17 protein-coding genes are annotated in these 23,311 nt (G+C 67.6%); 6 read left to right on the top strand and 11 right to left on the bottom strand.

Annotation, left to right across the window (positions count from 1 at the left end):
* Positions 1-100: 100 nt before the first annotated feature.
* The 11 genes from cobA to CSW59_RS00970 form a co-directional block, all read right to left on the bottom strand.
* Positions 101-871, bottom strand: coding sequence for a uroporphyrinogen-III C-methyltransferase (gene cobA / locus CSW59_RS01020; protein ID WP_099442296.1), 771 nt, complete (start codon positions 869-871; stop codon positions 101-103).
* A complete protein-coding gene (locus CSW59_RS01015) occupies positions 861-3,539 on the bottom strand; it encodes a nitrate reductase (protein ID WP_099442295.1) in 2,679 nt (892 codons plus the stop codon). The genes cobA and CSW59_RS01015 overlap by 11 nt, the downstream gene beginning before the upstream one ends.
* Before the next feature lie 3 nt (positions 3,540-3,542).
* Positions 3,543-3,893, bottom strand: a complete 351-nt coding sequence (gene nirD / locus CSW59_RS01010; protein ID WP_099442294.1) for a nitrite reductase small subunit NirD — start codon at positions 3,891-3,893, stop codon at positions 3,543-3,545.
* Positions 3,890-6,355, bottom strand: coding sequence for a nitrite reductase large subunit NirB (gene nirB, locus CSW59_RS01005; RefSeq protein WP_099442293.1), 2,466 nt, complete (start codon positions 6,353-6,355; stop codon positions 3,890-3,892). Before nirB ends, nirD begins: the two co-directional genes overlap by 4 nt.
* A 30-nt stretch (positions 6,356-6,385) precedes the next feature.
* Complete coding sequence (locus CSW59_RS01000; protein ID WP_099442292.1) at positions 6,386-7,606, bottom strand: NarK/NasA family nitrate transporter; 1,221 nt, start codon at positions 7,604-7,606, stop codon at positions 6,386-6,388.
* Positions 7,607-7,839: 233 nt separating this feature from the next.
* On the bottom strand, positions 7,840-8,985 hold the full coding sequence (locus CSW59_RS00995) for a CmpA/NrtA family ABC transporter substrate-binding protein (RefSeq protein ID WP_099442291.1): 1,146 nt from the start codon (positions 8,983-8,985) through the stop codon (positions 7,840-7,842).
* Positions 8,982-9,554 carry an ANTAR domain-containing response regulator gene (locus CSW59_RS00990; protein ID WP_099442290.1) on the bottom strand — a complete coding sequence of 191 codons (573 nt, stop codon included), beginning with the start codon at positions 9,552-9,554 and terminating at the stop codon, positions 8,982-8,984. The genes CSW59_RS00995 and CSW59_RS00990 overlap by 4 nt, the downstream gene beginning before the upstream one ends.
* A gap of 116 nt (positions 9,555-9,670) precedes the next feature.
* Entirely contained in the window at positions 9,671-10,456 is a 786-nt protein-coding gene (locus tag CSW59_RS00985; RefSeq protein WP_099442289.1) for an ABC transporter ATP-binding protein, read from the bottom strand.
* 11 nt (positions 10,457-10,467) lie between these two features.
* Entirely contained in the window at positions 10,468-11,346 is an 879-nt protein-coding gene (gene ntrB / locus CSW59_RS00980) for a nitrate ABC transporter permease (RefSeq protein WP_099442288.1), read from the bottom strand.
* A 14-nt stretch (positions 11,347-11,360) separates the two neighbouring features.
* Complete coding sequence (locus tag CSW59_RS00975) at positions 11,361-12,653, bottom strand: CmpA/NrtA family ABC transporter substrate-binding protein (protein ID WP_099442287.1); 1,293 nt, start codon at positions 12,651-12,653, stop codon at positions 11,361-11,363.
* A gap of 12 nt (positions 12,654-12,665) precedes the next feature.
* Complete coding sequence (locus CSW59_RS00970; protein ID WP_099442286.1) at positions 12,666-14,054, bottom strand: alginate export family protein; 1,389 nt, start codon at positions 14,052-14,054, stop codon at positions 12,666-12,668.
* Positions 14,055-14,761: 707 nt separating this feature from the next.
* Here CSW59_RS00970 and CSW59_RS00965 point away from each other — a divergent pair.
* The 6 genes from CSW59_RS00965 to CSW59_RS00935 all read left to right on the top strand — a co-directional run bounded on the left by CSW59_RS00965 (position 14,762) and on the right by CSW59_RS00935 (position 23,259).
* Positions 14,762-15,148, top strand: a complete 387-nt coding sequence (locus CSW59_RS00965) for a DUF3325 domain-containing protein (RefSeq protein WP_161495005.1) — start codon at positions 14,762-14,764, stop codon at positions 15,146-15,148.
* 309 nt (positions 15,149-15,457) lie between these two features.
* Entirely contained in the window at positions 15,458-17,170 is a 1,713-nt protein-coding gene (gene kdpA / locus CSW59_RS00955) for a potassium-transporting ATPase subunit KdpA (protein ID WP_099442284.1), read from the top strand.
* A gap of 11 nt (positions 17,171-17,181) precedes the next feature.
* Entirely contained in the window at positions 17,182-19,254 is a 2,073-nt protein-coding gene (kdpB, locus tag CSW59_RS00950; RefSeq protein WP_099442283.1) for a potassium-transporting ATPase subunit KdpB, read from the top strand.
* Positions 19,255-19,281: 27 nt separating this feature from the next.
* On the top strand, positions 19,282-19,875 hold the full coding sequence (gene kdpC / locus CSW59_RS00945; protein WP_099442282.1) for a potassium-transporting ATPase subunit KdpC: 594 nt from the start codon (positions 19,282-19,284) through the stop codon (positions 19,873-19,875).
* Entirely contained in the window at positions 19,875-22,553 is a 2,679-nt protein-coding gene (locus tag CSW59_RS00940) for a sensor histidine kinase KdpD (protein ID WP_099442281.1), read from the top strand. The genes kdpC and CSW59_RS00940 overlap by 1 nt, the downstream gene beginning before the upstream one ends.
* Before the next feature lie 7 nt (positions 22,554-22,560).
* Complete coding sequence (locus CSW59_RS00935) at positions 22,561-23,259, top strand: winged helix-turn-helix domain-containing protein (RefSeq protein ID WP_099442280.1); 699 nt, start codon at positions 22,561-22,563, stop codon at positions 23,257-23,259.
* The last annotated feature ends 52 nt before the right edge of the window (positions 23,260-23,311 follow it).

Below are 23,311 nucleotides of genomic sequence, written 5' to 3'. Positions count from 1 at the left end.
CGAGCCAGAACCAGGCGAGGCCAAACTCACGCGTCCCAGCCGTCCCCCAGCGCCGATCTGGCGATCCTGGCAGGTGATGGCTCGCGTGTCGAAGATTTGGTCATGCGAAAGCCCGCCGTTCGGTGTGATGGCGTGATTGAGCGGTCGCTAACGCGGCGACCTCGCCCACGACGATCAGCAGCGGCCCGCCGCCCGTCCGGAGCGGAGCTGCGCCGAGATCGGCCAGGGTCATCTCCGTCAGCCGCGCATACGCCGCGCCAGCGTTCTCGACGGCCGCCACGGGCGTGCTGCCGGCCCGTCCTTCGGCTATCAGCGCCCGGGCAAGAGTCGGCGCGGCTTCGGCGCCCATATAGACCGCCACCGTCGCTTCCGGATCACCGCCCATCCGCCAGTCGCCAGCCATGGCGCCATCCTCGACGCGCGCCGTGGTGAAGACGACGCGCCGCGCTTCGCCGCGATGAGTCAGCGGGAAGCCAAACTGGGCGGCTGCCGCGCACGCGGCGGTGACTCCGGGCACGACCTCGGTCTCGACGCCAAAGCGTTCGAGGAACGCCTTCTCCTCTCCGACGCGGCCGAAGATCGACGGGTCCCCGCCTTTCAGGCGCACGACCTGCAGACCTCGGCGCGCTAGGCGCAGCATCAGGCGATTGATCTCATCCTGCTTCATGCTGGGCTTGCCGGCGCGCTTGCCAGTCTGGATCCGGACGCAGCCCGGCGGCGCCAGCGCGACGGCCTCTTCGGAGCACAGGGCGTCATAGAGCAAGGCCCCCGCGCTCTCTACCGCGCGCACGGCGCGGACCGTCATGAGATCCACCGGACCAGGGCCCGCACCGACCAGCAGCACCTTGCCAAGTTTGCTTTCAACCAGCATGGACAGGCTCCTTTGGTGTTACGGGTAAGGCATTGATCATGCGCGTGATTTCGGGACGGCAGGATCCGCAATTGGTCCCCGCCCCTGTCGCTGCGCCGACGGCGTCGGCCGTGTCCGCGCCCGCGGCGATCGCGGCCGTGACGGCCTTGGCGCCGACCTTCAGACAGGCGCAGACCATAGGTCCTTTGTCGACCGGCGCGCCGGGCGGACGCCCGAACAGCAGGGCCGAGCGCGCTTCGGCCGTCAGATCCACATGGAACAGATCGACCAACCAGTCTCGAGGCGGGAGGCGGCCGGTCGTCGTCATGTAAAGAACGGCGACCAGTTGATCGCCCTCGACCCAGGCCTCTCGGCGCGCGCCGGTCGCTGCGTCCTCATAGGTGACGAGTTCGCCGGCCAGCCTCTTGGTCAGGGCCTTGCGGAGGGCGTCGCGCTCGACAGCGTCGCCCCGGCCGGCGAACTCGTGCTGCTGGCAGGCGTCTTGGGGAATACGCCGCCAGACAAGATCCGCCCCCAGCGGGGACATCAGGGCGGATCGACTCAAGAAGAAGCCCTTCCAGGTCTCGCGATACGGTCGTACGCGAGCGGGGGTGTGTTTGAACTCCGGCTGGCCCGAGGTCGGATCGACGTTCGGCGCCACGAGGCTGTTGGCGCGCCCCGACGGGGCGAAGGCGTCCGTCCAGTGCATAGGCATGAACAGCGAGCCGCGGCGCTGGCGATCGCTGACCTTGGCGACGGCCACCGCCTCGGCCCGCGCGGTCGCGACCCTGGCCAAGTCGCCGTCCTTCAGCCCCACGGCCTCGGCGTCCTCCGGATGGATTTCGACATAGGGCTCGGGCGCGTGACGACACAGGTCCGGCGCCAGCCCCGTGCGGGTCATAGTGTGCCACTGGTCGCGGACGCGGCCGGTGTTGAGCGACATCGGGAAGGCCGCGCTGGTCGCTTCGGCGGGCCCATTCGGTTTGACCGGGACAATACGGGCGCGGCCATCCGGCGTCTGGAAACGGCCATCGGCGAACAGCCGAGGTGTCCCCTCGCCACTCGACAGCACGGGCCATTGGATTGGCGAGAGGTCGTCGTAAGCCTCCGGCGTCAGCGCCGACAGGCCCGCGAGATTGAGGAAGCGATCGCCATTTTCATAGGCGGTGAGGCGCGCCCATTCGCGGAAGACCGCCGCGCTGCTCGCCCAGCCAAAGCCGTCGAAGCCCATGGCGCCGGCGACGTCGGCCATGATCTTCCAATCGGCGCGGGCTTGGCCTGGAGGCGTAAAAAGGGCGTGCTGGCGCGAGATGCGGCGCTCGGAATTGGTGACCGTGCCGTCCTTCTCGCCCCAGGCCAGGGCCGGCAGCTTGACGTGCGCGAAGGCCGTGGTGTCGGTCTCGACGCAGTCCGATACCACGACGAAGGGGCATGCGGCCAAGGCGTCGCGGACCGCGCCGCTGGCGGGCAGGCTGACCGCCGGATTGGTGGCCATCACCCAGATCGCCTTGATCCGCCCGTTCCTGACGGCCTCGAACATCTCGACGGCCTTCAACCCCGGCGCGCGGGCGGTGTCCGGGGCGCCCCAGAAGCGGGCGACGCGGTCGCGATCCTCGGGCGAAAAGTCCATGTGGCCGGCCAGGGTGTTGGCCATGCCGCCCGTCTCGCGCCCGCCCATGGCGTTGGGCTGGCCGGTGATCGAGAAGGGGCACGCGCCGGGCTTGCCGATCCGACCGGTGGCGAGGTGGGCGTTGATAATGGCCAGGCCCTTGGCCACACCCTGGGCGGACTGGTTGGCGCCCATGGAGAAAAGGCTGACAGTCCGCGCGTTTGCGGCGAACAGGTCATAGAAGGTCCGCAGATCCTCGACCGCGACGCCGCAGTCGGCGGCGACAGCGCTGGCCGATTGGTCGATTTCCGCAAGCGCGGCGGTGACTTGCTCGAAGCCGTTCACGTGATTGGCGATGTAGTCGCGGTCGATCGCGCCGCGCTGGATGAGGTCGGCAAGCAAGCCATTCCAGAGCCGCACGTCGCTCTGCGGGGCGATGGCGAGATGCAGGTCCGCCCCCTCGGCCGTGTCAGTGCGGCGCGGATCGATCACCACATGCTTCTGGCCGCTCGCCCTCGCATGCTCCATACGGCGGAAGAGAACGGGATGGGTCCAGGCGGCGTTATGGCCGCTGAAGACGACCAGATCCGCCAGGTCCAAGTCCTCGTAGCAACCGGGCACGAGGTCCGCGCCGAAGGCCTGCTTGTGGGCGGCGACGGCCGAGGCCATGCAGAGGCGGCTGTTGGTGTCGATATTGCCCGAGCCAATGAAGCCCTTCATCAGCTTGTTGGCGGCGTAGTAGTCCTCGGTCAGCAACTGGCCCGAGACGTAGAAAGCCACGCTGTCGGGGCCGTGTCGGGAGATAATCTCCTTGAAGCGCCGCGCCACCAGCGCCGTGGCCTCATTCCAGCTGACGCTCTTGCCGTGGATCGTCGGTTCCAGCAGCCGGCCTTCCAGGCCAACCGTGGCGCCGAGGGCTGAACCCTTGGAGCATAGCCGCCCCAAGTTCGCCGGGTGGGCCGCGTCGCCGGTGATCAAGACCGAACGCCCCTCCCCCACCGCGCCCGCGACGCCGCATCCGACGCCACAATAGGCGCAGGTCGTCTTGACGGTTCGCAGGGCGCTGGAGCCGTCGGCCATCGGTCAGCTCGCCGCCACCGGCTGAGCCAGCAGCACGCGGCCGTCATTGACGCGCACCGGCACGACGGGCGTACAACCCTTGCCGGCGTCGGCGCCGATTGGTTGACCGGTGGCCAGGTCGATGACCCAGCTGTGCAGCGGGCAAGTCACGCCGTGGCCATGGACGATGCCCTGGCTCAGGGGGCCATGCTTGTGCGGACAGCGGTCGACCAGCGCGAAAACCTGGCCGTCGCCGGTCCGGAACACCGCGACGTCGCCCTGGGCCGTGGCCACCCGTCGCGCGCCGCGTTCGGGGATGTCGGTCACAGCGCCGACGTCGCGCCAGTCCGGGTCGATATGGGCTTGCAGGGTCATTCGGCCGCCATCTCCATTGGAAGGGTCGCCATCGGTGCGAACTCGCCGGCCGCCACGCCGCCGGTGGCGCGCTCGGCCCAGGGATCGATCTGGGCGGTCTCTTGCGATTTCACGAAGCGGGCGAAGAGCGCGGAGCGGCTGTCGAGGTCGTCTACCGTCGCCGCGCGGATCGCGTCGAGACCGATCCGCGCCATCCACTTGTAGATCCGCTCCAGGTACCAGCCGCCTTCGCGGTACATCTGCATGACGGCAGCGATGACCTGGATCGCCTCCTCCTCGGTGGCGACCTTGGTCAGCACCTCGGTTCCCTGGATGTGCAGGCCCGCGGCGCCGCCGACATGGATTTCGTAGCCGCTGTCGACGCAGATGACGCCGATGTCCTTGCAGGTCGACTCCGCGCAGTTACGCGGACAGCCCGAGACCGCCAGCTTGACCTTGGCCGGCGCCCACGAGCCCCACATGAACTTCTCGAGCTTGATCCCGAGACCCGTGGAGTCCTGGGTGCCGAACCGGCACCAGTCGCTGCCGACGCACGTCTTCACCGTGCGCAGACCCTTCGCATAGGCGTGACCGCTGACCATGCCGGCGGCGTTGAGATCGGCCCATACGGCTGGGAGGTCGTCCTTCCTGACGCCCAGCAGGTCGATGCGCTGGCCGCCCGTCACCTTGACCGCCGGGATGGCGTACTTATCGGCGACATCGGCGATGGCGCGGAGCTCGGCGGGGCTGGTCATGCCGCCCCACATGCGCGGCACGACCGAATAGGTGCCGTCCTTCTGGATGTTGGCGTGGACGCGCTCGTTGATATAGCGCGACTGGCTGTCATCCACGTACTCGCCCGGCCAGGCGCACAGCAGGTAGTAATTCAGGGCCGGTCGGCACGAGGCGCAGCCGTCGGGCGTGGTCCATTCCTGTGCCTGCATGACTGCGGGCATGGACTTCAACTCGAGCTCGACGATCGCCTTGCGCACGTCGCCATGCGGGTGATGCGTGCACTTGCACATCGGCTTGGGGCCGGTCTGGGCCCTGAAGCCGTCTCCGAGGGTCAGGCGGATGACCTGCTCGACCAACGGCGTGCAGGACCCGCACGAGGCCGAGGCCTTGGTCACCGCGCGGACGTCGTCCAGCGTTGTCAGGCCCTGGGCCGTGATGGCCCCCATGATCGTACCCTTGCAGACGCCGTTGCAGCCGCAGATCTCCTGCGTGTCGGGCATGGCCGCAACGGCCGCGCTAGGGTCCAGGCCCGAGAGGCCCTCCGTAATCGCTTGCCCGAAGATCAGGGTCTCGCGGATCTCGGCGACATCCGTCCCCGCCCGCATCAGGTCGAAGTACCAGCCGCCGTCGGCCGCGTCGCCGAACAGCACCGCCCCGGCGACCTTGCCGTCCTCGATGACCACCCGCTTGTAGACGCCGCGGGCGGCGTCGCGGAACACGATGTCCTCACAGCCGTCGCCGCCGGCGAACTTACCCGCCGAGAAGACGTCGACGCCCGAGACCTTCAAGCGGGTCGAGAGGACCGAGCCCTGATACGCCCCCTGCCCCTCCGTGAGCGCCTCGGCCAGGGCCCGGCACATGTCCCAGATGGGCGCGACCAAGCCGTAGCAGTTCCCGCGATGCTCGACGCACTCGCCCACGGCGAACACGGCCGGATCGGACGCGCGCATGGAGTCGTCGACGATGACCCCGCGATTGACCTGCAGACCGGCCGCTTTGGCCAGCGAGGCGTTCGGACGGATGCCAACGGCCATGACCAGCAGGTCGCACGGCAGGACGCGGCCGTCCTTGAGCTTCAGCCCGGCGGCCTTGCCATCCTCGCCGACGATCTCCTCGGAGTGGGCGCCCAGCACGGTCTCGACGCCGCGTTCGGCCAGCGCCTCGCGCAGCAGGTAGCCGGCGCTCTCGTCTAGCTGGCGCTCCATCAGGACGTCCATCAGGTGGACGACCGTGGCGCCCATGCCGCGTCGGGCCAGGCCATAGGCGGCTTCGAGACCCAGCAGGCCGCCGCCGATGACCACGGCGCGGGCGCCCGGCTTGCCGGAGGCCTCGACCATCGCCTCGACGTCGTCGAGGTCGCGGAAGGTGACCACGCCCTTCAGATCCGAGCCCGGCAGCGGCAGTCGGAACGGGTCCGAGCCGGTCGCAAGGATCAGCTTGTCATAGCCGACCTCCAGGCCGCCCTCGGCGACCACCTTGCGGCCTTCGAGGTCGACCGCCGTGACGGCGCGGCCAGCGTGCAGGGTGATAGCGTTGTCGCGGTACCAAGCCTCGTCGTTGATGACGATGTCATCGAAGGTCTTCTCACCCGCCAGCACCGGCGAGAGCATGATCCGGTTGTAGTTCACCCGCGGCTCGGCGCCGAAGATGGTGATGTCATAGCGGGCGGGATCGCGCTTGAGCACTTCCTCGACCGCCCGGCAGCCGGCCATGCCGTTGCCGATGACGACCAGACGTTCTTTCGTCATGGGTCTATCTCGCTTGTCGGAGGGAAAGGATCAGACGCGGACCGAGACGGCTTCGCCGTGCAGCGTCGGCCAGACGGCGCGCCAGCGAGCCTTGAGGCTGTGCAGCGCGACCAGGGCGAACAGGGCCAACAGGGCGAAGCCGATGAAGCCGGACTGGTAGGAGCCGGTCATCTTCTTGGCGAGGCCCAGCGTCGAGGCGAGGTAGAAGCCGCCGATGCCTCCGGTCATGCCGATCAGACCGGTCATGACGCCGATCTCCTTGCGGAAACGCTGAGGCGCCAGCTGGAAGACCGCGCCATTGCCGGCTCCCAGGGCCAGCATGGCGAACATCAGCACCGCCAGGGCGATAGAGGCCGTGGGCAGCTGAAAGCTCGCCACTGTCAGGCCCAGAGCCGCCAGGGCGTAGACGAAGCTCAAGGTCCGCACCCCGCCGAAGCGGTCGGCCAGGGCGCCGCCGACCGGCCGGATGAACGAGCCGGCGAACACGCAGGCGGCCGTGAAGAAGCCGGCGATGACCGGGTCCAGGCCGTATTCGGAGTTGAAGTACATGGTGAGCGACGAGGCCAGGCCGACGAAGCCACCGAACGTCACCGCGTACAGCAGCATCAGCCACCATGCGTCCGGGACCTTAAGGACGTTCAGATATTCGCTCAGCTTCTTAGGGGCAGGCTGCTCAGGCGCGTCCTTGGCCAGCAGCATGTAGACGACGAAGGCGATCGCTAGCGGGATGGCGGCGAGGCCGATCACGTTCTGCCAGCCGAAAGTCTTGGCCAGAACCGGCGCGAAAAGCGCCGCCAAGGCCGTGCCGGAGTTGCCAGCGCCGGCGATGCCGAGCGCCAAACCTTGGTGCTCTTGGGGATACCAACGCGATGCCAGCGGCAGAGCAACGGCGAACGACGCGCCCGCCACGCCCAGGACGATCCCCAGAGCCAGGACCTGATGATAGTCGTGGATGCCGACCGCCCAGGCCAAGACCAAGCCCGCCAGCACGATCAGCTGGCCGATCATGCCCGTCTTTTTGGGACCAATGCGGTCAACCAGCACGCCGTTGACCAAACGCAGCAACGCGCCGGCGAGAACGGGAACCGCGACCATCAGGCCCTTCTGGGCGGGGTCGAGGTGGAAGTCCTTGGCGATGGCGACGCCCAGCGGTCCCAGGATCACCCAGACCATGAAGCTGAGGTCGAAATACAGGAAGGCGGCGAACAGTGTCGGCGCATGGCCGGCCTTCAAAAAGTCGCGGGAGATCATGGCGGCCTCGAACGTCTACGTGTCTGCGAGAGCGGAGCGTCATCGCCCCGTGCGGGTGACCGCATCCGAGCGGTCCTCTGGCAGCCGTGAACGCCGTTGTTCGTTGGCCTGGACGTAAGGGAAAACGAAGTCGGACTGTCTGTCACGAAGGGTTGGCCGCTAACCCCGTCGTCAGCGCCCAGCGCACGTTTGCGCGCCAGCCACGTCACGCAGGCGCCCGCAAAACAGGCGGATCAGTTCTGGGAGCGACCGATGGCGAAGCGTTCGGCGTAGGCCCGCGCCGCGGCGGGATCGAACATGACCCCGTCGAACAGACGGGCCTCGACCGGCTCGACGGCGTCAGGGAAGACCAGCGTCGGCTCCAGCACAGGGCCCAGCGACAGGGCCGCGTCTCGATAGAGATCTGGCCGATAGACTTGATCGACGATCGCCTCCAAGTCCCGGTCTGCGTCGATCTGCCCCCAACGGATCATCTGGGACAGGAACCACAGCCCATGCTCGCGCCGCGGCAGGCCAGCGGCGTCGCGGTGGAACACCAGCTCATGCTCCAGGGCCCTGGCGATCGCCATCGGCGTCGCCTCGATACGGCCGGGCCCCGCGAGATGCGCGATGAGCGCTTCGCGATTTTCGGGGGCGTCAGCCCAAGCCGCGCCGCGAATGATCGCGCGCAGGAGCGCTCGCAACTCGTCGGGCTTCTGGCCGGCCAGCGAACCGCTGATCCCAAGGACCTTGTCCGGGCCGCCGGGCCAAAGCTGCGACGAAGCCGCCAGAATGCGTCCTACCCCTTCCAGCTCGGCGACGGCGTTCCAGGGCGCGCCCACGCAGAAGCCGTCGACTTCCCCTGCCCGCATCCGCTCCACCATGCGCGGCGGCGGGATCACGACAAGGCGCACGTCGCGGTCCGGGTCGATCCCCCCCTGCGCCAACCAGTAGCGCAGCAGATAGTTGTGCATCGAGTGAGGAAAGACGACGGCGAAGGTCAGCGGCCCATCGCCCCGAGCGCGCCGCTCGGCGATCAGCGCCTGGAGGCGCGCGGCCGAGGGCGGCGGCCCCGCGAGGTTGGCCGTGACGCCATCCAGCGCCTCGAAGAGCGCCGTCGAAACCGTGATCGCGCTGCCGTTCCGGTTCAAGGCCAAGGGCGCGAGCACGGCGCTTCTTGAATCCTCTGCGGCCGTGGCCAGGGCCATCGGCGCCAGCATATGTGCGCCGTCCAGAGCGCCAACGGCGACCTTGTCGCGGACCGTCGCCCATGAAGCCTCGCGGACCAACTCGACGGCCAAGCCCTCCTCCTCGAAGAAGCCTTGAGCCTGGGCCGCGATCAGCGGCGCGCAATCGGTCAGGGGAATGAAGCCGAGGCGCAGATCCGACAAGCCGCTCACGAAGCATCCCCTTTCAGCACGCCCGCGAACGCCAGGAGGTCGGCGGCGATCACACCGATCGGCTTGCCGCGATCCATGGCCAGCTTTCGCAGCAGGCGATAGGCCCCGTCTTCGTCCAGGCCCCGCTCCTTCATCAGGAGGCCCTTGGCTCGGTCCACGACCTTGCGCGACTCCAAGTCCGCCTTCGCCCGGGCCAGGTCGCTTCGGAGCTGGCGCGTGAGGGCGAACCGGCTCATCGCCACATCGAGGATGGAGCGAATGCGGTTGGGCGCCAGGCCATCGACCACATAGGCGGCGACACCGGCGCGCACCGCTTGTTCGGCGAGGCCTGGTTCGGATCGGTCGACGAACATCACCACCGGATGGCCGTGGCTCGACTCCTTGAGGCTGTCGAGCGTGTCGCGGTCGGGGCTCTCGGCGGCGATGACCACCACGTCCGGCGCGAACGCCAGGACCTCGGCTTCGTCATAGAGGGCCGAATGGCGGACCTCGAGTGGCTCGATGCCCTCAAGCCCTTCGGCCACCAGTTCGGCCCGGACCTGATCGGGGTCTATGACGAGGACGCGCATGAGACTGACCTAGGCGTTGTCGGACAGGTTTGTGGAGCGCTGCCGCGCGGTTGATCTCTGCAAAGTCCAAACTGCCTAAATCAAGGGCGCCGTCCAGTTTGTCGGGAGGAGCCGGTTCACGCCGCCCGTCGCGTATACAGGAACTCGATCACCGCAGCGCGCGCGTGGACATAGGTCGGGTGCTCCGCCACAGCGAGGCGGTTTCGAGGACGCGCGAGCGTCACGTCCATCACCTGACCGACGCAGGCGCGCGGGCCGTTGGTCATCATCACGATGCGGTCCGACAGCAGGGTCGCTTCGTCGACGTCGTGGGTGATCATCAGGACCGTGTTCCTCAGCGCCGCGTGAATCTCCATGACGCTGTCTTGCAGGTGAGCGCGGGTCAGGGCGTCCAGCGCGCCGAACGGTTCGTCCAGCAGCAGCACCTTGGGCTCCATCGACAACGCTCGGGCGATACCGACCCGCTGCTTCATGCCGCCCGAGATTTCCGACGGCCGCTTGTCCAGGGCGTGGGTCATCTTGACCAGCTCCAGATTATGCAGCGTCCAGTCGCGCCGCTCCGCCGCCGATTTCGTTCTCCCGAACACCTTGTCGACCGCCAGGGCCACGTTCTCGCGTACAGAAAGCCACGGCAGCAGTGAGTGGTTCTGGAAGACGACGGCGCGATCGGGGCCTGGGGCGTTGACCTCCTGTCGGTCCAGGATCACCGCTCCGGTCGTAACTGGGGTCAGGCCCGCGACGACGTTCAGCAAGGTGGACTTTCCGCAACCCGAGTGACCGATGATCGAGACGAACTCGCCCTTCTCGATCTTGAGGTCGATCCCGGTCAGGACCTCGCTGCGGACGGCGCCCTTGGCGAAGGTGACGCCGACGTTCTCGATGGAAAGATAGGCCTTGGCCATGGTCCGCGCTCCTAGCTGACGGCGTTGCCGCGTGAGACGAAGTGGCCGACCAAGGCCACCAGACGATCCAGGAAGAAGCCCGTCATGCCGACCCAGGCCAGGGCCACGATGATGTCGGCGATGCGCGAGGCGTTGTACTGATCCCAGATGAAGAAGCCGATGCCCACGCCGCCCAGCAGCATCTCCGAGGCGACGATGGCCAGCCAGCTCATGCCGATGCCGATGCGCAAGCCCGTGAAGATGTAGGGCGTCGTGGCGGGCAACAGGATCTTGAAGAAGTACTCGATGGGCGACAGTCGCAGCACCCGCGCGACGTTGACGTAGTCGCTGGGGATATTCCGCACGCCGACAGCGGTGTTGATAATGATCGGCCAGATGGCGGTGATGAAGATCACGAACAGCGCCGAGGGCTGGGCCTGGTGGAAGGCGGCCAGGGAGATCGGCAGCCAGGCCAGCGGTGGCACCGTCCTCAGGACCTGGAAGATCGGATCCAGCCCCCGATGCGCCCAGCGGTTAGAGCCGATGAAGACGCCCAGCAGAACCCCGCAAACGGCGGAGATCGAGAAGCCGATCCCCACGCGCTTGAGGCTGGTGAAGACGTGCCAGAACAGTCCCTTGTCGACCCCGCCGTTGTCATAGAACGGATGCAGGATCAGGTCCTTGGACTCCAGCCAGACCTGCTTGGGCGATGGTAGGCCCGTGTAGGAGTCGCCGACCAAAGCCTGCCAGAGCCCCAGGACGAACAGCAGTGTCAGAACCGGGGGAAATCCGACGTCGGCGACCGCCCTGACGCGCCGCGCCAGCTCGGGCAGCAAGGAGGGCTTGGCCGGCGTCGGCGCCATCGCAGCGACCGGTGTCGCAGCGGTGAACGATGGCTTGGGATAGGTCATGGCGCGCCCTCCCCTCAAACCAGCTTCTTGATCGGCTGGCTGGCCAGGTAGGCCCCCGGATTGGCCGGATCGAACACCTTGCCGTCGAAGAACCGCTCAACGCCCCGGCTATCGCTAGCCGGCCCGGCCTGGCCGATCGTCTTGGCCGCAGCGCGCCAGATATCCGAGCGATTGACCTTGTCGACGAGAGCCTTGGTGTTGGTCTTCTGAGGCAGCACGCCCCAGCGGATGTCCTCGGTGAGGAACCAAAGATCGTGGGACTTAAACGGAAAGCTGGTGTTGTCGGCCCAGAACTTCATGCGATGCGGAGAGTTCTTGAGGCTCCGGCCGTCGCCATAGTCCACCGTTCCTTGTAGGCGGGGCAGAATGTCGCCCATTGGCACGTTGATGTACTGGCGGCCCGAGACGATCGAGCACATCGCCGGCAGGTTCGCGGCCTTGTCGCACCACATCTGGGCTTCCTGAACGGCGGCCGTGATGGCCTGGGCCGCACGCGGATATTTGTCGACCCATGCAGCCCGCATGCCGAGGGCCTTTTCCGGGTGGTTCATCCAGAGTTCGGACGTCAGGCAGGCGGTGTAGCCGACCTTCTGGTTGACCAGCTGGCCGTTCCAGGGCTCGCCCACGCAGAAGGCGTCCTGAGTGCCGGCCTTCATGTTGGCCACCATCTGCGGGGGCGGGATCACGATGGTGGCGACGTCGACATCGGGATTGATGCCGCCCGCCGCCAGCCAGTAGCGGATCCACAGATCGTGGGTGCCGCCCCGGAAGGTCATGGCGACCTTGGCGATGTTGCCCGCCGCCTTCAGTTGCTGAAACTTGCCTTTGGCGCCGGCGCTGTTGAGGCCGACCTGGACGCTCTTGAGGTCGTTGCCGACCGAGATCGCCTGCCCGTTCGTGTTGAGGCGCGCCAGGATGTACATCGGCGTCGGCGCGCCGCCGGTGATGGCCCCCGTGGTCATCAGATAGGGCATCGGCGTCAGGATGTGCGCACCGTCGATGCCGCCGCGCTCTGAGCCCAGCACCAGGTTGTCGCGCGTGGCGGCCCACGAGGCCTGCTTGACGACTTCGATGTCCGGCAGGCCATGCTTGGCGAACAGGCCGCGCTCCTTGGCGATGATGACCGGCGAGCTGTCGGTCAGGGCGATGAAGCCGAGGCGCGCCTTGGCGATCTCGGGTCCGGCGCCGGCGGCGTGGGCCCCGGCCGGAAAAGCGGCCTTGGCGGCGGCGACCGTGGCGGCTGCGCCCATCAGGGCATGGCGACGGGTCAGGCCGGACTTGGTGTTGTCGGTCTTGCTCATGGTCAGGCGTCCTGGGGGCTAGAACTTGTATTCGAGGGTGAGCCAGGTCTTGGTCCGCGAGGCCGGCGGTGCGGCCGTGCCGACCGGCACGGTCTTCACCCGCTTGAAATCCGCGTATTTCAGCTGGACCGAGAGCTTGGTCGTGATGGCGGCGGTGAACTGCAGATCCCACTCGTGACCCAGGTTCGCGCCGGTGCGCTGGTCATCGAAGTCGTGGTAGCGCGCCACCAGATCGGTGTTGAAGAAGTAGATCGCCCGGAACCGCGGCTTGACGTTCAGCGAGACGTTTAGGTCTTCGAGGCCGTCGACGAAGCTCTTGTTGCCGCCCGGCGAGACGAAGGCGTCCGACCAACCGTTGAAGGCGTGGACCGTGGCCAGCGGCGTGGTGAAGCCGCGCGTCCCATCGCCCTCCAGCGACTCGTAAGAGACCTTGGCGGTGTAGATGTCGAAGGTCGCGGCGAGATCCGCGCCGAAATAGTCGAGACTGAAGTCTGGCGTGTTGTGATGATAGTCGGACTGCCGGGCCCAGGTGGCGTTGTAGGCCAGTTGATAGAGGCCCAGCCACGTCTTGCCGGACGCCTTCACGCCCTTGGTGATGGACGAGTTGATGGGGGCGTTGCCAAAGTCGAGGGCGTAGACGAAGCCCTGTAGACGCAGCGCCTCGGCAGGCGACCACGTGGCGTTCAACAGATGGCTGTCGCTGTCCCAGTCGCGCAGTTCGCCCAAGATGCGGTTGATGTGGGAGACGTAGGCGTAGGTCGCCTTGAAGCGCCCCAGCGCCACGTCGGCGCGGACGGCGTCGAAGGTTTGCTCGTCCTGGCGCCAACCCACATTGCCGACGAAGCGCTGATCGTCCAACAGGATGCGCTGCCGTCCCGCCGTGATCTGCAAGGCCGCGCTCGGCGTCCAGGTCAGTTGGGCGCGGTTCAACTCGGTCACGTCTGGATCGTTGACGATCGGATAGCGAGCCTTGTCGGCGCCATTCAGCGGCGGCGTGGCGGCCCCCGGCACGTTGACCGCGTAGTGTTCGGGCCCAGCCTGACGGACGTCTTCAAACTCGACGAGGCCCTTCAGGCCTTTCCATTCGGCCGTCTCCCAACCAAGGTGGGTGCGGACCGTGAACGCGTTGGCCTTGTCCCGAAGCGTGGCCGTGTGGGTCTGGTCGACCGTCTCGTAACGCGCCCGGACTTCCAGGATCAGCTTCCCCGCTCCGATCTGATCGCTGATCGTCGGTGGCGGCGCGGGCGGCGGCGGCGGTTCGACCGCCGGTTCAGCCGCCACCTCCGCAGCCGGCTCTTCGGCTGGCTTCGAGGTTTGGTCTGGAGCTGTCTGCGCCCAAGCCGTGGTGCTACAGGCGAGCGCCAGCGCCGCCGCACCGCAGTGCAGCCCAAGTCGCATGGATTTCATGCCTTCATCCCCTAAGGCTAAAACAAAAAAACGCCCGGCGAGACCGCGCGCAGCGATCTCCCCGGACGTCGTTGTCCAAGCTTACCGAGTGGCTACATCGCCACTGGCGACCCTCTCAGGCCAACGAGAAACTTCGTTGTTTCCCGTGTCGCGATCAGGAAGCGATGGAGTGGAGATAGGAACAACCGCAAAACGCCGTTCTGCATTCTGAATAGTGAGAAGAGGGCGTTTTGCACAGCAACGCAGCACCCCCGATCAGAGACCTGCCCGCTATTGTTGCGCTTCGAGCATCAGAAACCCCCACAACGAGGCGACAGGCCTTGTCGCAGTCTGGCCAGGGCCTGCGCGGTGCCGTTTCAGGAAAGCGCGGTTCGAACTCCGCGTCTAAAACGTCCGCCTCAAGGCGACTTCGACCAGTCGCGTATTTTGGAGTCAGAACACGCCATTTTGGAGTCAGTCGCGACATATCGAGTCAGCCCAAGTTCCGCGATCGTTGAACTCTGCAGTCGCGACTTAAAGGGTCAGTGACAGCGGACTGGTCGCCAACCTGGCCGCCGCCGACTGGCTGTTCGTCGCCTTCGACCTGGCCATGCTGGCTGTCGCCGCGCTCTGCGGCTTCGGCGCGCTGAAAGCTGCCCGCAAGCCAGGGCTCCGCCCCTTCGCGCCCGCTCGGCAGGTCCAAGCCTCGAGGCCCAAGCCCGCGCCCGTTGGGGAGAACGCAGATTCCGTATGAGAGCGGCCTGATCAGCTACGCGGCCTTCGCCAGCCTGGCCCTGGCGGTGAAAAAGCACGGGAGCAGCCTGGGCTGGAGCGCCCTGCCCCCGCAGCGCGTTCTCCGGGTGCTGGGTTGGGTGCTGCTGGCGCTGTCGGCCATGGCCCCCGTGGCGCGCCTGGGCTTGGCCTTGGGCGTCACCGCCTGGATCGCCCAGATGTGCGTAGCCGCAGCGCTGCTGGTGCTGATGCTGTCGGCGGCCGAGACTGTCGGCGATCCTGGCCTGCGTTGGCCTAGTCTGCGCCTCCTTCATCGTGATCCTCTAATCGTCGACCTCATCGACAGCGTTGCGGCAAACCTCGCCGCATCCTGTCACGATTGAACCCTCAAAGAGGCATTGGCCGCAGAGCCTCTCTTTACGCCGCCTTTATGCGGGCTCGTGATTTCCGCATGGAGCCTTTAGGCGGCTTCGTGGTCCCTGGCCTCCGACACAAAGGAGGCCACTATGGCTGATCTTCTCTACGGGGCGCTGGCCGTGGGCCTGTTCGTCCTGTTTGGCGCGTTCGTCGCCGCGCTGAGGCGCGTCTGACGATGCTCGTGAACATCCTCTGGGGCGCCGGCGCGATCGTGATCGCCGGCTATATGGTCGCGGCGATGCTGCGGCCCGACAAGTTCTGACGGACCCATTCCCATGACATGGCAAGGATGGGCGGAAATCGCCCTGACCCTGAGCCTAGCGGTCGCCATCGGCTGGCCGCTGGGCGTTTTTCTTTCGCGCGTCTGGAACGGCGAGAAGACCTTCCTCGCCCCCGTGATACGCCCCGTCGAGGGCTTGTTCTACAAGGCCTGCGGCGTTGATCCGGGCAAAAGTCAGAGCTGGCACGCCTATGCCCTGGCCCTGCTGGCCTTAAACCTAGTCGGCTTCGTCTTCGTCTACGCGGTGCTGCGCCTGCAGGGCGTCCTGCCGCTGAACCCGCAGGGCTTCCCCGGGCTTTCGGGTCACCTGGCGTTCAACACGGCGATCAGCTTCATCACCAACACCAACTGGCAGAGCTACGCGGGCGAAAGCACGATGTCGACGCTCAGCCAGATGCTGGTGCTGACGGTGCAGAACTTCGTCTCAGCCGCCACTGGAGCGACCGTCGCCGCCGCCCTGGCGCGCGCCTTCGTCGCCAACCGCGGCGAGGGCGTCGGCAACTTCTGGGCCGACCTGATCCGCACGACCCTCTACCTGCTGCTGCCGTTGTCCTTCGTGGTCGCGGTGGTTCTCGTGGCGCTGGGCCTGCCCCAGACCCTGGCCGCCAGCGTCACCGCCCATACGCTGGAGGGCGCCGACCAGAAGATCTCGCTGTACGCCGTGGCCTCGCAAGAGGCGATCAAGATGCTGGGCATCAATGGCGGCGGGATCTTCAACGCCAACTCGGCTCACCCATTCGAGAACCCGACGCCGCTGACCAACCTGATCACGGCGGTGTCGATCAACACCCTGGGCTGGGCGGCCTTCTTCGCCTTCGGTCGCACGGTGTTGGCTAAGAAAGACGTCAGGGCACTGGTCATCGCGGCCTTCGTGCTGCTGTTTGCGGGCGCCGCCGGCGTCTACGCGACTGAAACGCAGAGCCCGCCGGCTCAAGTAGCCGCCAAGGTCGATGCGTCGGTGAACATGGAGGGCAAGGAGGTCCGCTTCGGCGCTCCGGCCACGGCCGCCTGGGTCGCGATGACCACCGGCGCGTCGAACGGCTCGGTCAACGGCATGCACTCCAGCCTGATGCCCCTGGGCGGGGGGATCGCCATGTTCCTGATGCAGCTGGGCGAGATCCTGCCCGGCGGCATCGGCTCGGGCGTCGCCATCATGGTCGTCATGGCCCTGCTGTCGGTGTTCGTCGCCGGCCTGATGGTCGGCCGCACGCCGGAGTATCTGGGCAAGAAGGTCGAGGCGCGCGAGATCCAGTTCTCGATCCTGGCGGTGGTGATCATCCCGCTGTCGATGCTGGGTTTCTCGGGCCTGGCAGCTGTCCTGCCCGAGGCGCTGAAGGGCCTCATGCATAGCGGGCCGCACGGCCTGTCGGAGATCCTCTACGCCTACGTCTCGGGCACGGCCAATAACGGCTCGGCCTTCGCAGGGCTCACCGCCAACGCGCCCTGGTGGAACGTGACGCTGGGGATCGCCATGGCGCTGGGCCGCTTCCTGCCGATCGTGGCGGTGCTGGCCATCGCCGGCAGTCTGGTGACCAAGCCCAAGCTCGCCCCCACCGCCGGCACCCTGCCGACCGACGGCGGTCTCTTCATCGGCCTCCTGATCGGGGTGATCCTGATCCTGGGCGGCCTGCAATTCTTCCCCGCGATGGCGCTGGGACCGATCGCCGAGCACTTCCAAGCGCTCGGCGCGGTCGCGGCCCTCCGCTGAATGGTGATCCCATGAGCTCTCTCGACCTCCACGCTAGCGACGGGCCCCCAAAAAGGGCTTCAGCCCTGGCCGGCGGCCTCTCCAGCGCCGTGCTCGCTCGCGCGGCCAAGGAAGCCTTCCTCAAGCTCGATCCGCGCAAGCTGACCGGCAATCCGGTGATCTTCGCCACCTGGCTGGTGGCCCTGCTGTCTACCGTCTCGACGGTCGCGGCGGTGGCGACCCAACAGGCGGCGGGCTTCGCCATCCAGATCGCCGTCTGGCTGTGGGCCACGGTGCTGTTCGCCAACCTGGCCGAAAGCGTCGCCGAAGGCAGGGGCAAGGCGGCGGCCGACAGTCTGCGCGCCACCCGCGTGACCACTAAGGCCAAGCTGCTCGTCGACCCCAAGACCGGGACCTGGATCCCCACCCCCGCGCACAAGCTGGGCGTCGGCGAGGTGATCCTGGTCGAGGCGGGCGACGTAATCCCGACCGATGGCGAGATCATCGAGGGCATGGCCAGCGTCAACGAGGCGGCCATCACCGGCGAAAGCGCCCCGGTGATCCGCGAAAGCGGCGGCGACCGCTCGGCCGTTACCGGCGGCACCACAGTCGTTTCCGACTGGCTCAAGGTGCGGGTCACAGCCGAGGCGGGCAACACCTTCCTCGACCGCATGATCGCCATGGTCGAGGGCGCCGACCGTCGCAAGACGCCGAACGAGATCGCCCTGGCCGTGCTGCTGGCGGGGCTCACCTTGATCTTCCTGATCGCGGTGGTGACCCTGCTGGGCCTTGGCAAGTTCTCGGGCGTGGCGCTCGATCCGCTGGTGCTGGGCGCGCTGTTCATTACGCTCATTCCCACGACCATTGGCGGCTTGCTCAGCGCCGTCGGCATCGCCGGCATGGACCGCCTCTTGAAGGTCAATGTCCTGGCCACCTCCGGCCGCGCGGTCGAGGCGGCGGGCGACGTCGACACCCTGCTGCTCGACAAGACCGGCACCATCACCTTCGGCAACCGCATGGCCACCGAGGTGATCCCCGCCCCCGGCGTGCGTCCCGACGCGGCGATGAAGGCGGCGCTGATGGCCTCGCTAGCCGACGAGACGCCCGAGGGTCGCTCGATCATCGAGCTGGCCCGCAACGCCGGCCTGACCGTCGAGCCGCCGGAGGGCGCGACCTCGATCCCGTTCACCGCCCAGACCCGCCAGTCGGGCCTGGATCATGACGGTCGCAGCTGGCGCAAGGGCGCGGTCGACGCCGTCTACCGCTCGCTGGCGCTGGAGTCTCAGAGCGTCCCAGCCGAGCTGACCGCCGCCGTCGACCGCATCGCCCGCTCGGGCGGCACGCCCCTGGCGGTCAGCGAGGACGGCGTCCTGGTGGGCGTCATCCACCTGCAGGACGTGGTGAAGCCTGGGGTGAAAGAGCGCTTCGCGGACCTGCGCCGCATGGGCCTGCGCACGGTCATGATCACCGGAGATAACCCGGTGACCGCCGCCGCCATCGCCTCGGAAGCTGGCGTCGATGATTTCCTGGCCGAGGCCACGCCAGAGGACAAGCTGCGGCTGATCCGGGAAGAACAGGGCAAGGCTCGCCTGGTGGCCATGTGCGGCGACGGCGCCAACGACGCCCCCGCCCTCGCCCAGGCCGATGTCGGCGTGGCCATGCAGACGGGCGCCCAGGCCGCGCGCGAGGCGGGTAACATGGTTGATCTCGACAGTGACCCGACCAAGGTCATCGAGATCGTCGAGGTCGGCAAGCAGATGCTGATCACCCGCGGCGCGCTGACGACCTTCTCGATCGCCAACGACGTGGCCAAGTACTTCGCCATCATCCCGGCGATGTTCGTGGTCTCGCTGCCAGCCCTCGGCGCGATGAACGTGATGAAGCTGCACAGCCCGCAAAGCGCCATTCTGTCGGCGGTGATCTTCAACGCCTTGGTGATCGTCGCCCTGATCCCGCTGGCCCTGAAAGGCGTGAAGTACCGCGCCGTCGGCGCCGGCAAGCTGCTGTCGCGCAACCTGACCCTCTACGGATTGGGCGGCCTGATCGCCCCGTTCGTCGGCATCAAGCTGATCGACCTCGTGGTCTCGGCCCTGGGTCTGGCGTAAACACGAGTCCTCGGAGAGACATCCGTTATGCTTTCGCATCTTCGTCCGGCCCTGGTTTCAATGGGCCTGTTCACCGCCCTGCTGGGCCTGGCCTATCCGCTGGCCGTCACCGGCGTTGCCCAGGCGGCTTTCCCGGCCCAGGCCAACGGCAGTCTCGTCCGCGACACGGACGGCAAGGTCGTGGGTTCGGCCCTGATCGGTCAAGCCTTCGCCAAGCCAGAATACTTCCACGGCCGCCCCTCGGCGGCGGGCAACGGCTACGACGCCATGGCGTCCAGCGGTTCCAACATGGGCCCGCTGAACGACAAGTTGATCAAGCGGGAGAAAACCGACGCGGTCGCTCTGCGCGCCGAGAACCCGGGCTCGGTCATCCCGGCCGACGCGGTGACGACCTCGGCATCGGGCCTGGATCCGGACATCTCGCCGGCTAACGCCCGCTTCCAGGCGCCGCGTGTGTCGCGAGAGCGGGGCGTACCGCTCGGCCAGGTGACGGCGCTGATCGACGCCCAGGTCCAGCAACCGCTGCTAGGCTTCATCGGCCAGCCGCGCGTCAACGTCCTGGCGCTCAACCGGGCGCTCGACGCCCGCTTTCCGCCAATCGCCAGTCAGAAAGGCGGCTAGTGCCGGCTGACGAACCGAAAAGACCCGACCCCGAAGCGCTCTTGGCCGCCGCCAATAAGGCGAGCCGGGGGCGCCTCAAGGTGTTTCTCGGCATGGCGCCGGGCGTGGGCAAGACCTACGAGATGCTGCGCGCCGCCCGCCGTCGCAAGGCCGAGGGCGCCGACGTCCTGATCGGCGTCGTCGAAACCCACGGCCGGCGCGAGACCGAAAGCCTGCTGCGCGGCATGGAGGCCCTGCCGCGCAAGCCGATCGAGCATCGCGGCCGCGTCCAGATGGAGTTTGACATCGACGCGGCCTTGGCGCGCCGGCCCAAGATCCTGCTGGTCGACGAGTACGCCCACTCCAACGCCATCGGCTCGCGCCATCCCAAGCGGTGGCAGGATGTCGAGGAACTGCTGGCGGCGGGCGTCGACGTCTGGACGACCCTGAATGTCCAACACCTGGAGAGCCTGGTCGATGTCGTCCAGCGCATCACCGGCGTGCGCCAGCGCGAGACGGTGCCCGACAGCGCCCTCTCCCGCGCAGACGACATCGAGCTCGTTGATATCACGCCGGGGGAACTGCGCGAGCGGATGGCGGCGGGCAAGGTCTATGTGCCCGAGACGGCGCGGCTGGCGGCCGACAATTTTTTCAAGGTCGAGAACCTCACCGCGCTGCGCGAATTGGCCCTTCGCCGAGCCGCCCAGACGGTCGATGACCAACTGGTCGCCACTATGCGCGAGAAGGGTGTCGAAGGGCCCTGGGCGGCGGGCGAGCGGATCCTGGTCCTGGTCAGCGGCGACGCCATGGCCGCGACCCTGGTGCGGGCCGGTCGGCGCCTGTCGGACATGATGATGGACGCCCCGTGGACCATCGCCCACGTCGAGCGCACCGATCGTCCGCTGGCCGGAGACGGCGACACCGCGCGCCTTCGCGAGGCCTATCGACTGGCCGAGCAGTTGGGCGGCGCGACCTTGGCCTTGAGCGGCGGCGACATCGTCGCGACGGTGATGGCCTATGCGCGCCGTCACAACGTCACTCAGATCGTGATCGGCAAGTCAGTTGAAAGCCGCTGGCGTGAGCTGCTCGGGCGCTCCCTCGCGACGGCCTTGCTACGCGAAGCGAGGGGCGTGGCGGTCCATGTGGTCACCGAAGCGGCACACGAACGCACGTCCCCGCCGCCAAGGTCGCTCGACCTCGGGCGCTGGCAAGGCTATGCGGTCGGGGCGCTGTTCGTCCTGGCCGCGACCCTGGCCGCGTGGGGGCTGGACGTCACTTTCGACCGCGTCGATCTGGGCATGATCTTCCTGGCGGCGGTGCTGGCGGCCGGGGTGCTGCACGGCCTGCGCCCCGCGCTGGCCGCGGCGACCGTAGCCTTCCTGATCTACAACTATATGTTTCTGGAGCCGCGCTACAGCTTGGTCGTCGGCTCGCCCACCGACTTCATCACCCTTGTGGTGTTCTGGGCCGTGGCCCTGGCCTCGGGCGGCCTCGCGGGGCGGGTGCGCGATCAAGCCTTGGGTTCGCAGCGACGCGCCGCCGCCGTCACAACCCTGCTCGCGGCAAGCCGGACCCTGTCGGCGGCGACCGGACGCGAGGCCGTCGCCCGCGCCCTGGCCGAGCAAGTCTCAGCCGCCGCGGGCGGACGGTCGCTCGTCCTATTGCCACAGGGCGAGGAGATCGCGCCGGCCTTCGGCTCGCCCAGTCTCGAACCGCTGGACGCCGCGCAGATGGCGGCCGCGCGCTGGGCCTGGGAGAAGGGCGAGCCGGCGGGCTTTGGCACCGGCACCCTGCCCCAGGCGCGCTGGACGTTCTGGCCGATGGAAGGCGTTCGCGCCCGGACCGGCGTGGCCGGCGTCGAGGCCGGCGCCGCGCCGCCGGGCTCGGACCACGAGCGGCTGGTGCTCGCCCTTCTGGAGCAAGGCGCCGTCGCGCTGGAGCGCTCGCAGCTCGCGTCCGAGGCGGTCGAGGCCGAGACCCTGCGCCGGGCCGACCGCTTCCGCTCGGCCCTGATGAACTCGGTCAGCCATGACTTGCGCACGCCGCTGTCCACGGTGCTGGGCGCCTCGACCACGCTGATCGACTACGGCGACAAGCTGACCAAGCCGGTGCGCGACGACCTTGTGGTCAGCATTCGGGAAGAAGCCGAGCGTCTGAACCGCTACGTCGCCAACCTGCTGGACATGACCCGCATCGAAGGCGGCGCGCTGCGGCTGCGGACCGACTGGATCGACGCGCGCGACGTGCTCAACGCCGCCGCTGACCGCGTCTCCCGTCGCCTGGGCGGACGCGAGCTCGTGCGCGACTTTCCCCGAGAGTTGTCGCTGATCCAGGCCGACGCCAGTCTGCTGGAGCAGGTGGTGGTCAATGTGCTGGAGAACGCCATCGCCTATAGTCCGCCCGAGGCCCGCATCGAGATGGCCGCTTATGAGGACCGCTCGAACGTGGTGATCAGCATCGAGGACGAGGGGCGCGGCATCCCGCCGTCGGAGCTGGAGCGGGTGTTCGACAAGTTCCGCCGCATGGAGGAGTCCAGCGACCGGACACAGGGCGCGGGGCTAGGCCTGTCGATCGCCAAGGGCTTCATCGACGCGCTGGGCGGGCGCATCGCCGCCGCCAGCCCGATCCACGATGGCAAGGGAACACGCATCCTGATCAGCCTGCCCAAGGGCGTCGAGACGCCGCATCATCTGCTATGACATCGGCATGAGCGCGCTTCGCCACCGTATCCTCGTCATAGACGACGAGCCGCAGATTCACCGGTTCCTGGGCCCTGCTCTGGATGCGGCCGGCTACGAGGCTCTGCGCGCCGACAGTGGCCAGGAGGGGCTGCGCGGCATCGCCCTGTGGTCGCCGGACGCCGTGGTGCTGGATCTCGGTTTGCCCGACATGGACGGCAAAGACGTGCTGGAGAAGGCCCGAGCCTTCTACGAAGGCCCGATCCTGATCCTGTCGGCCCGCGACCGCGAGGTCGAGAAGATCGCGGCCCTGGATCGCGGCGCTAACGACTATGTCGAAAAGCCGTTCGGCGTCGGCGAACTGCTGGCGCGGCTGCGCGTGGCGCTCCGACAGTCCGCGGCTCCAAGGCGTCCAGCCGGGCCGCTGTCGTTCGGCGAGATCGTGATCGACCTCGATCGGCGTCTAGTAACCAAGGCCGGCGAGGCCGTGAAGCTGTCGCCCAAGGAGTTCGAACTCCTCGCCCGCCTGGCGCTGTCGCCGGGCAAGGTGCTGACCCACAAGGAGCTGTTGATCAGCGTCTGGGGCGCCGCGCACGCCGAGGACACGCAGTATCTACGCGTGTTCGTGGGCCAGCTCAGGCAGAAACTCGAGGACGATCCGACTCGTCCCGGGCTGATCCTGACTGAGCCCGGGATGGGCTATCGGCTCCAGGCCGTAGCCAGCTAGCGCCATCGGACTACGCCGCTCGCGCCCCATGACGCACCTGCTAACACCGCGC

This window comes from Caulobacter sp. BP25 (assembly GCF_002737755.1).
In the GTDB taxonomy this organism is placed as follows: Bacteria; Pseudomonadota; Alphaproteobacteria; order Caulobacterales; family Caulobacteraceae; genus Caulobacter.
The sequence above is the reverse complement of the archived record's forward strand: the minus strand, read 5'-3'. Positions and strand labels throughout refer to the sequence as shown.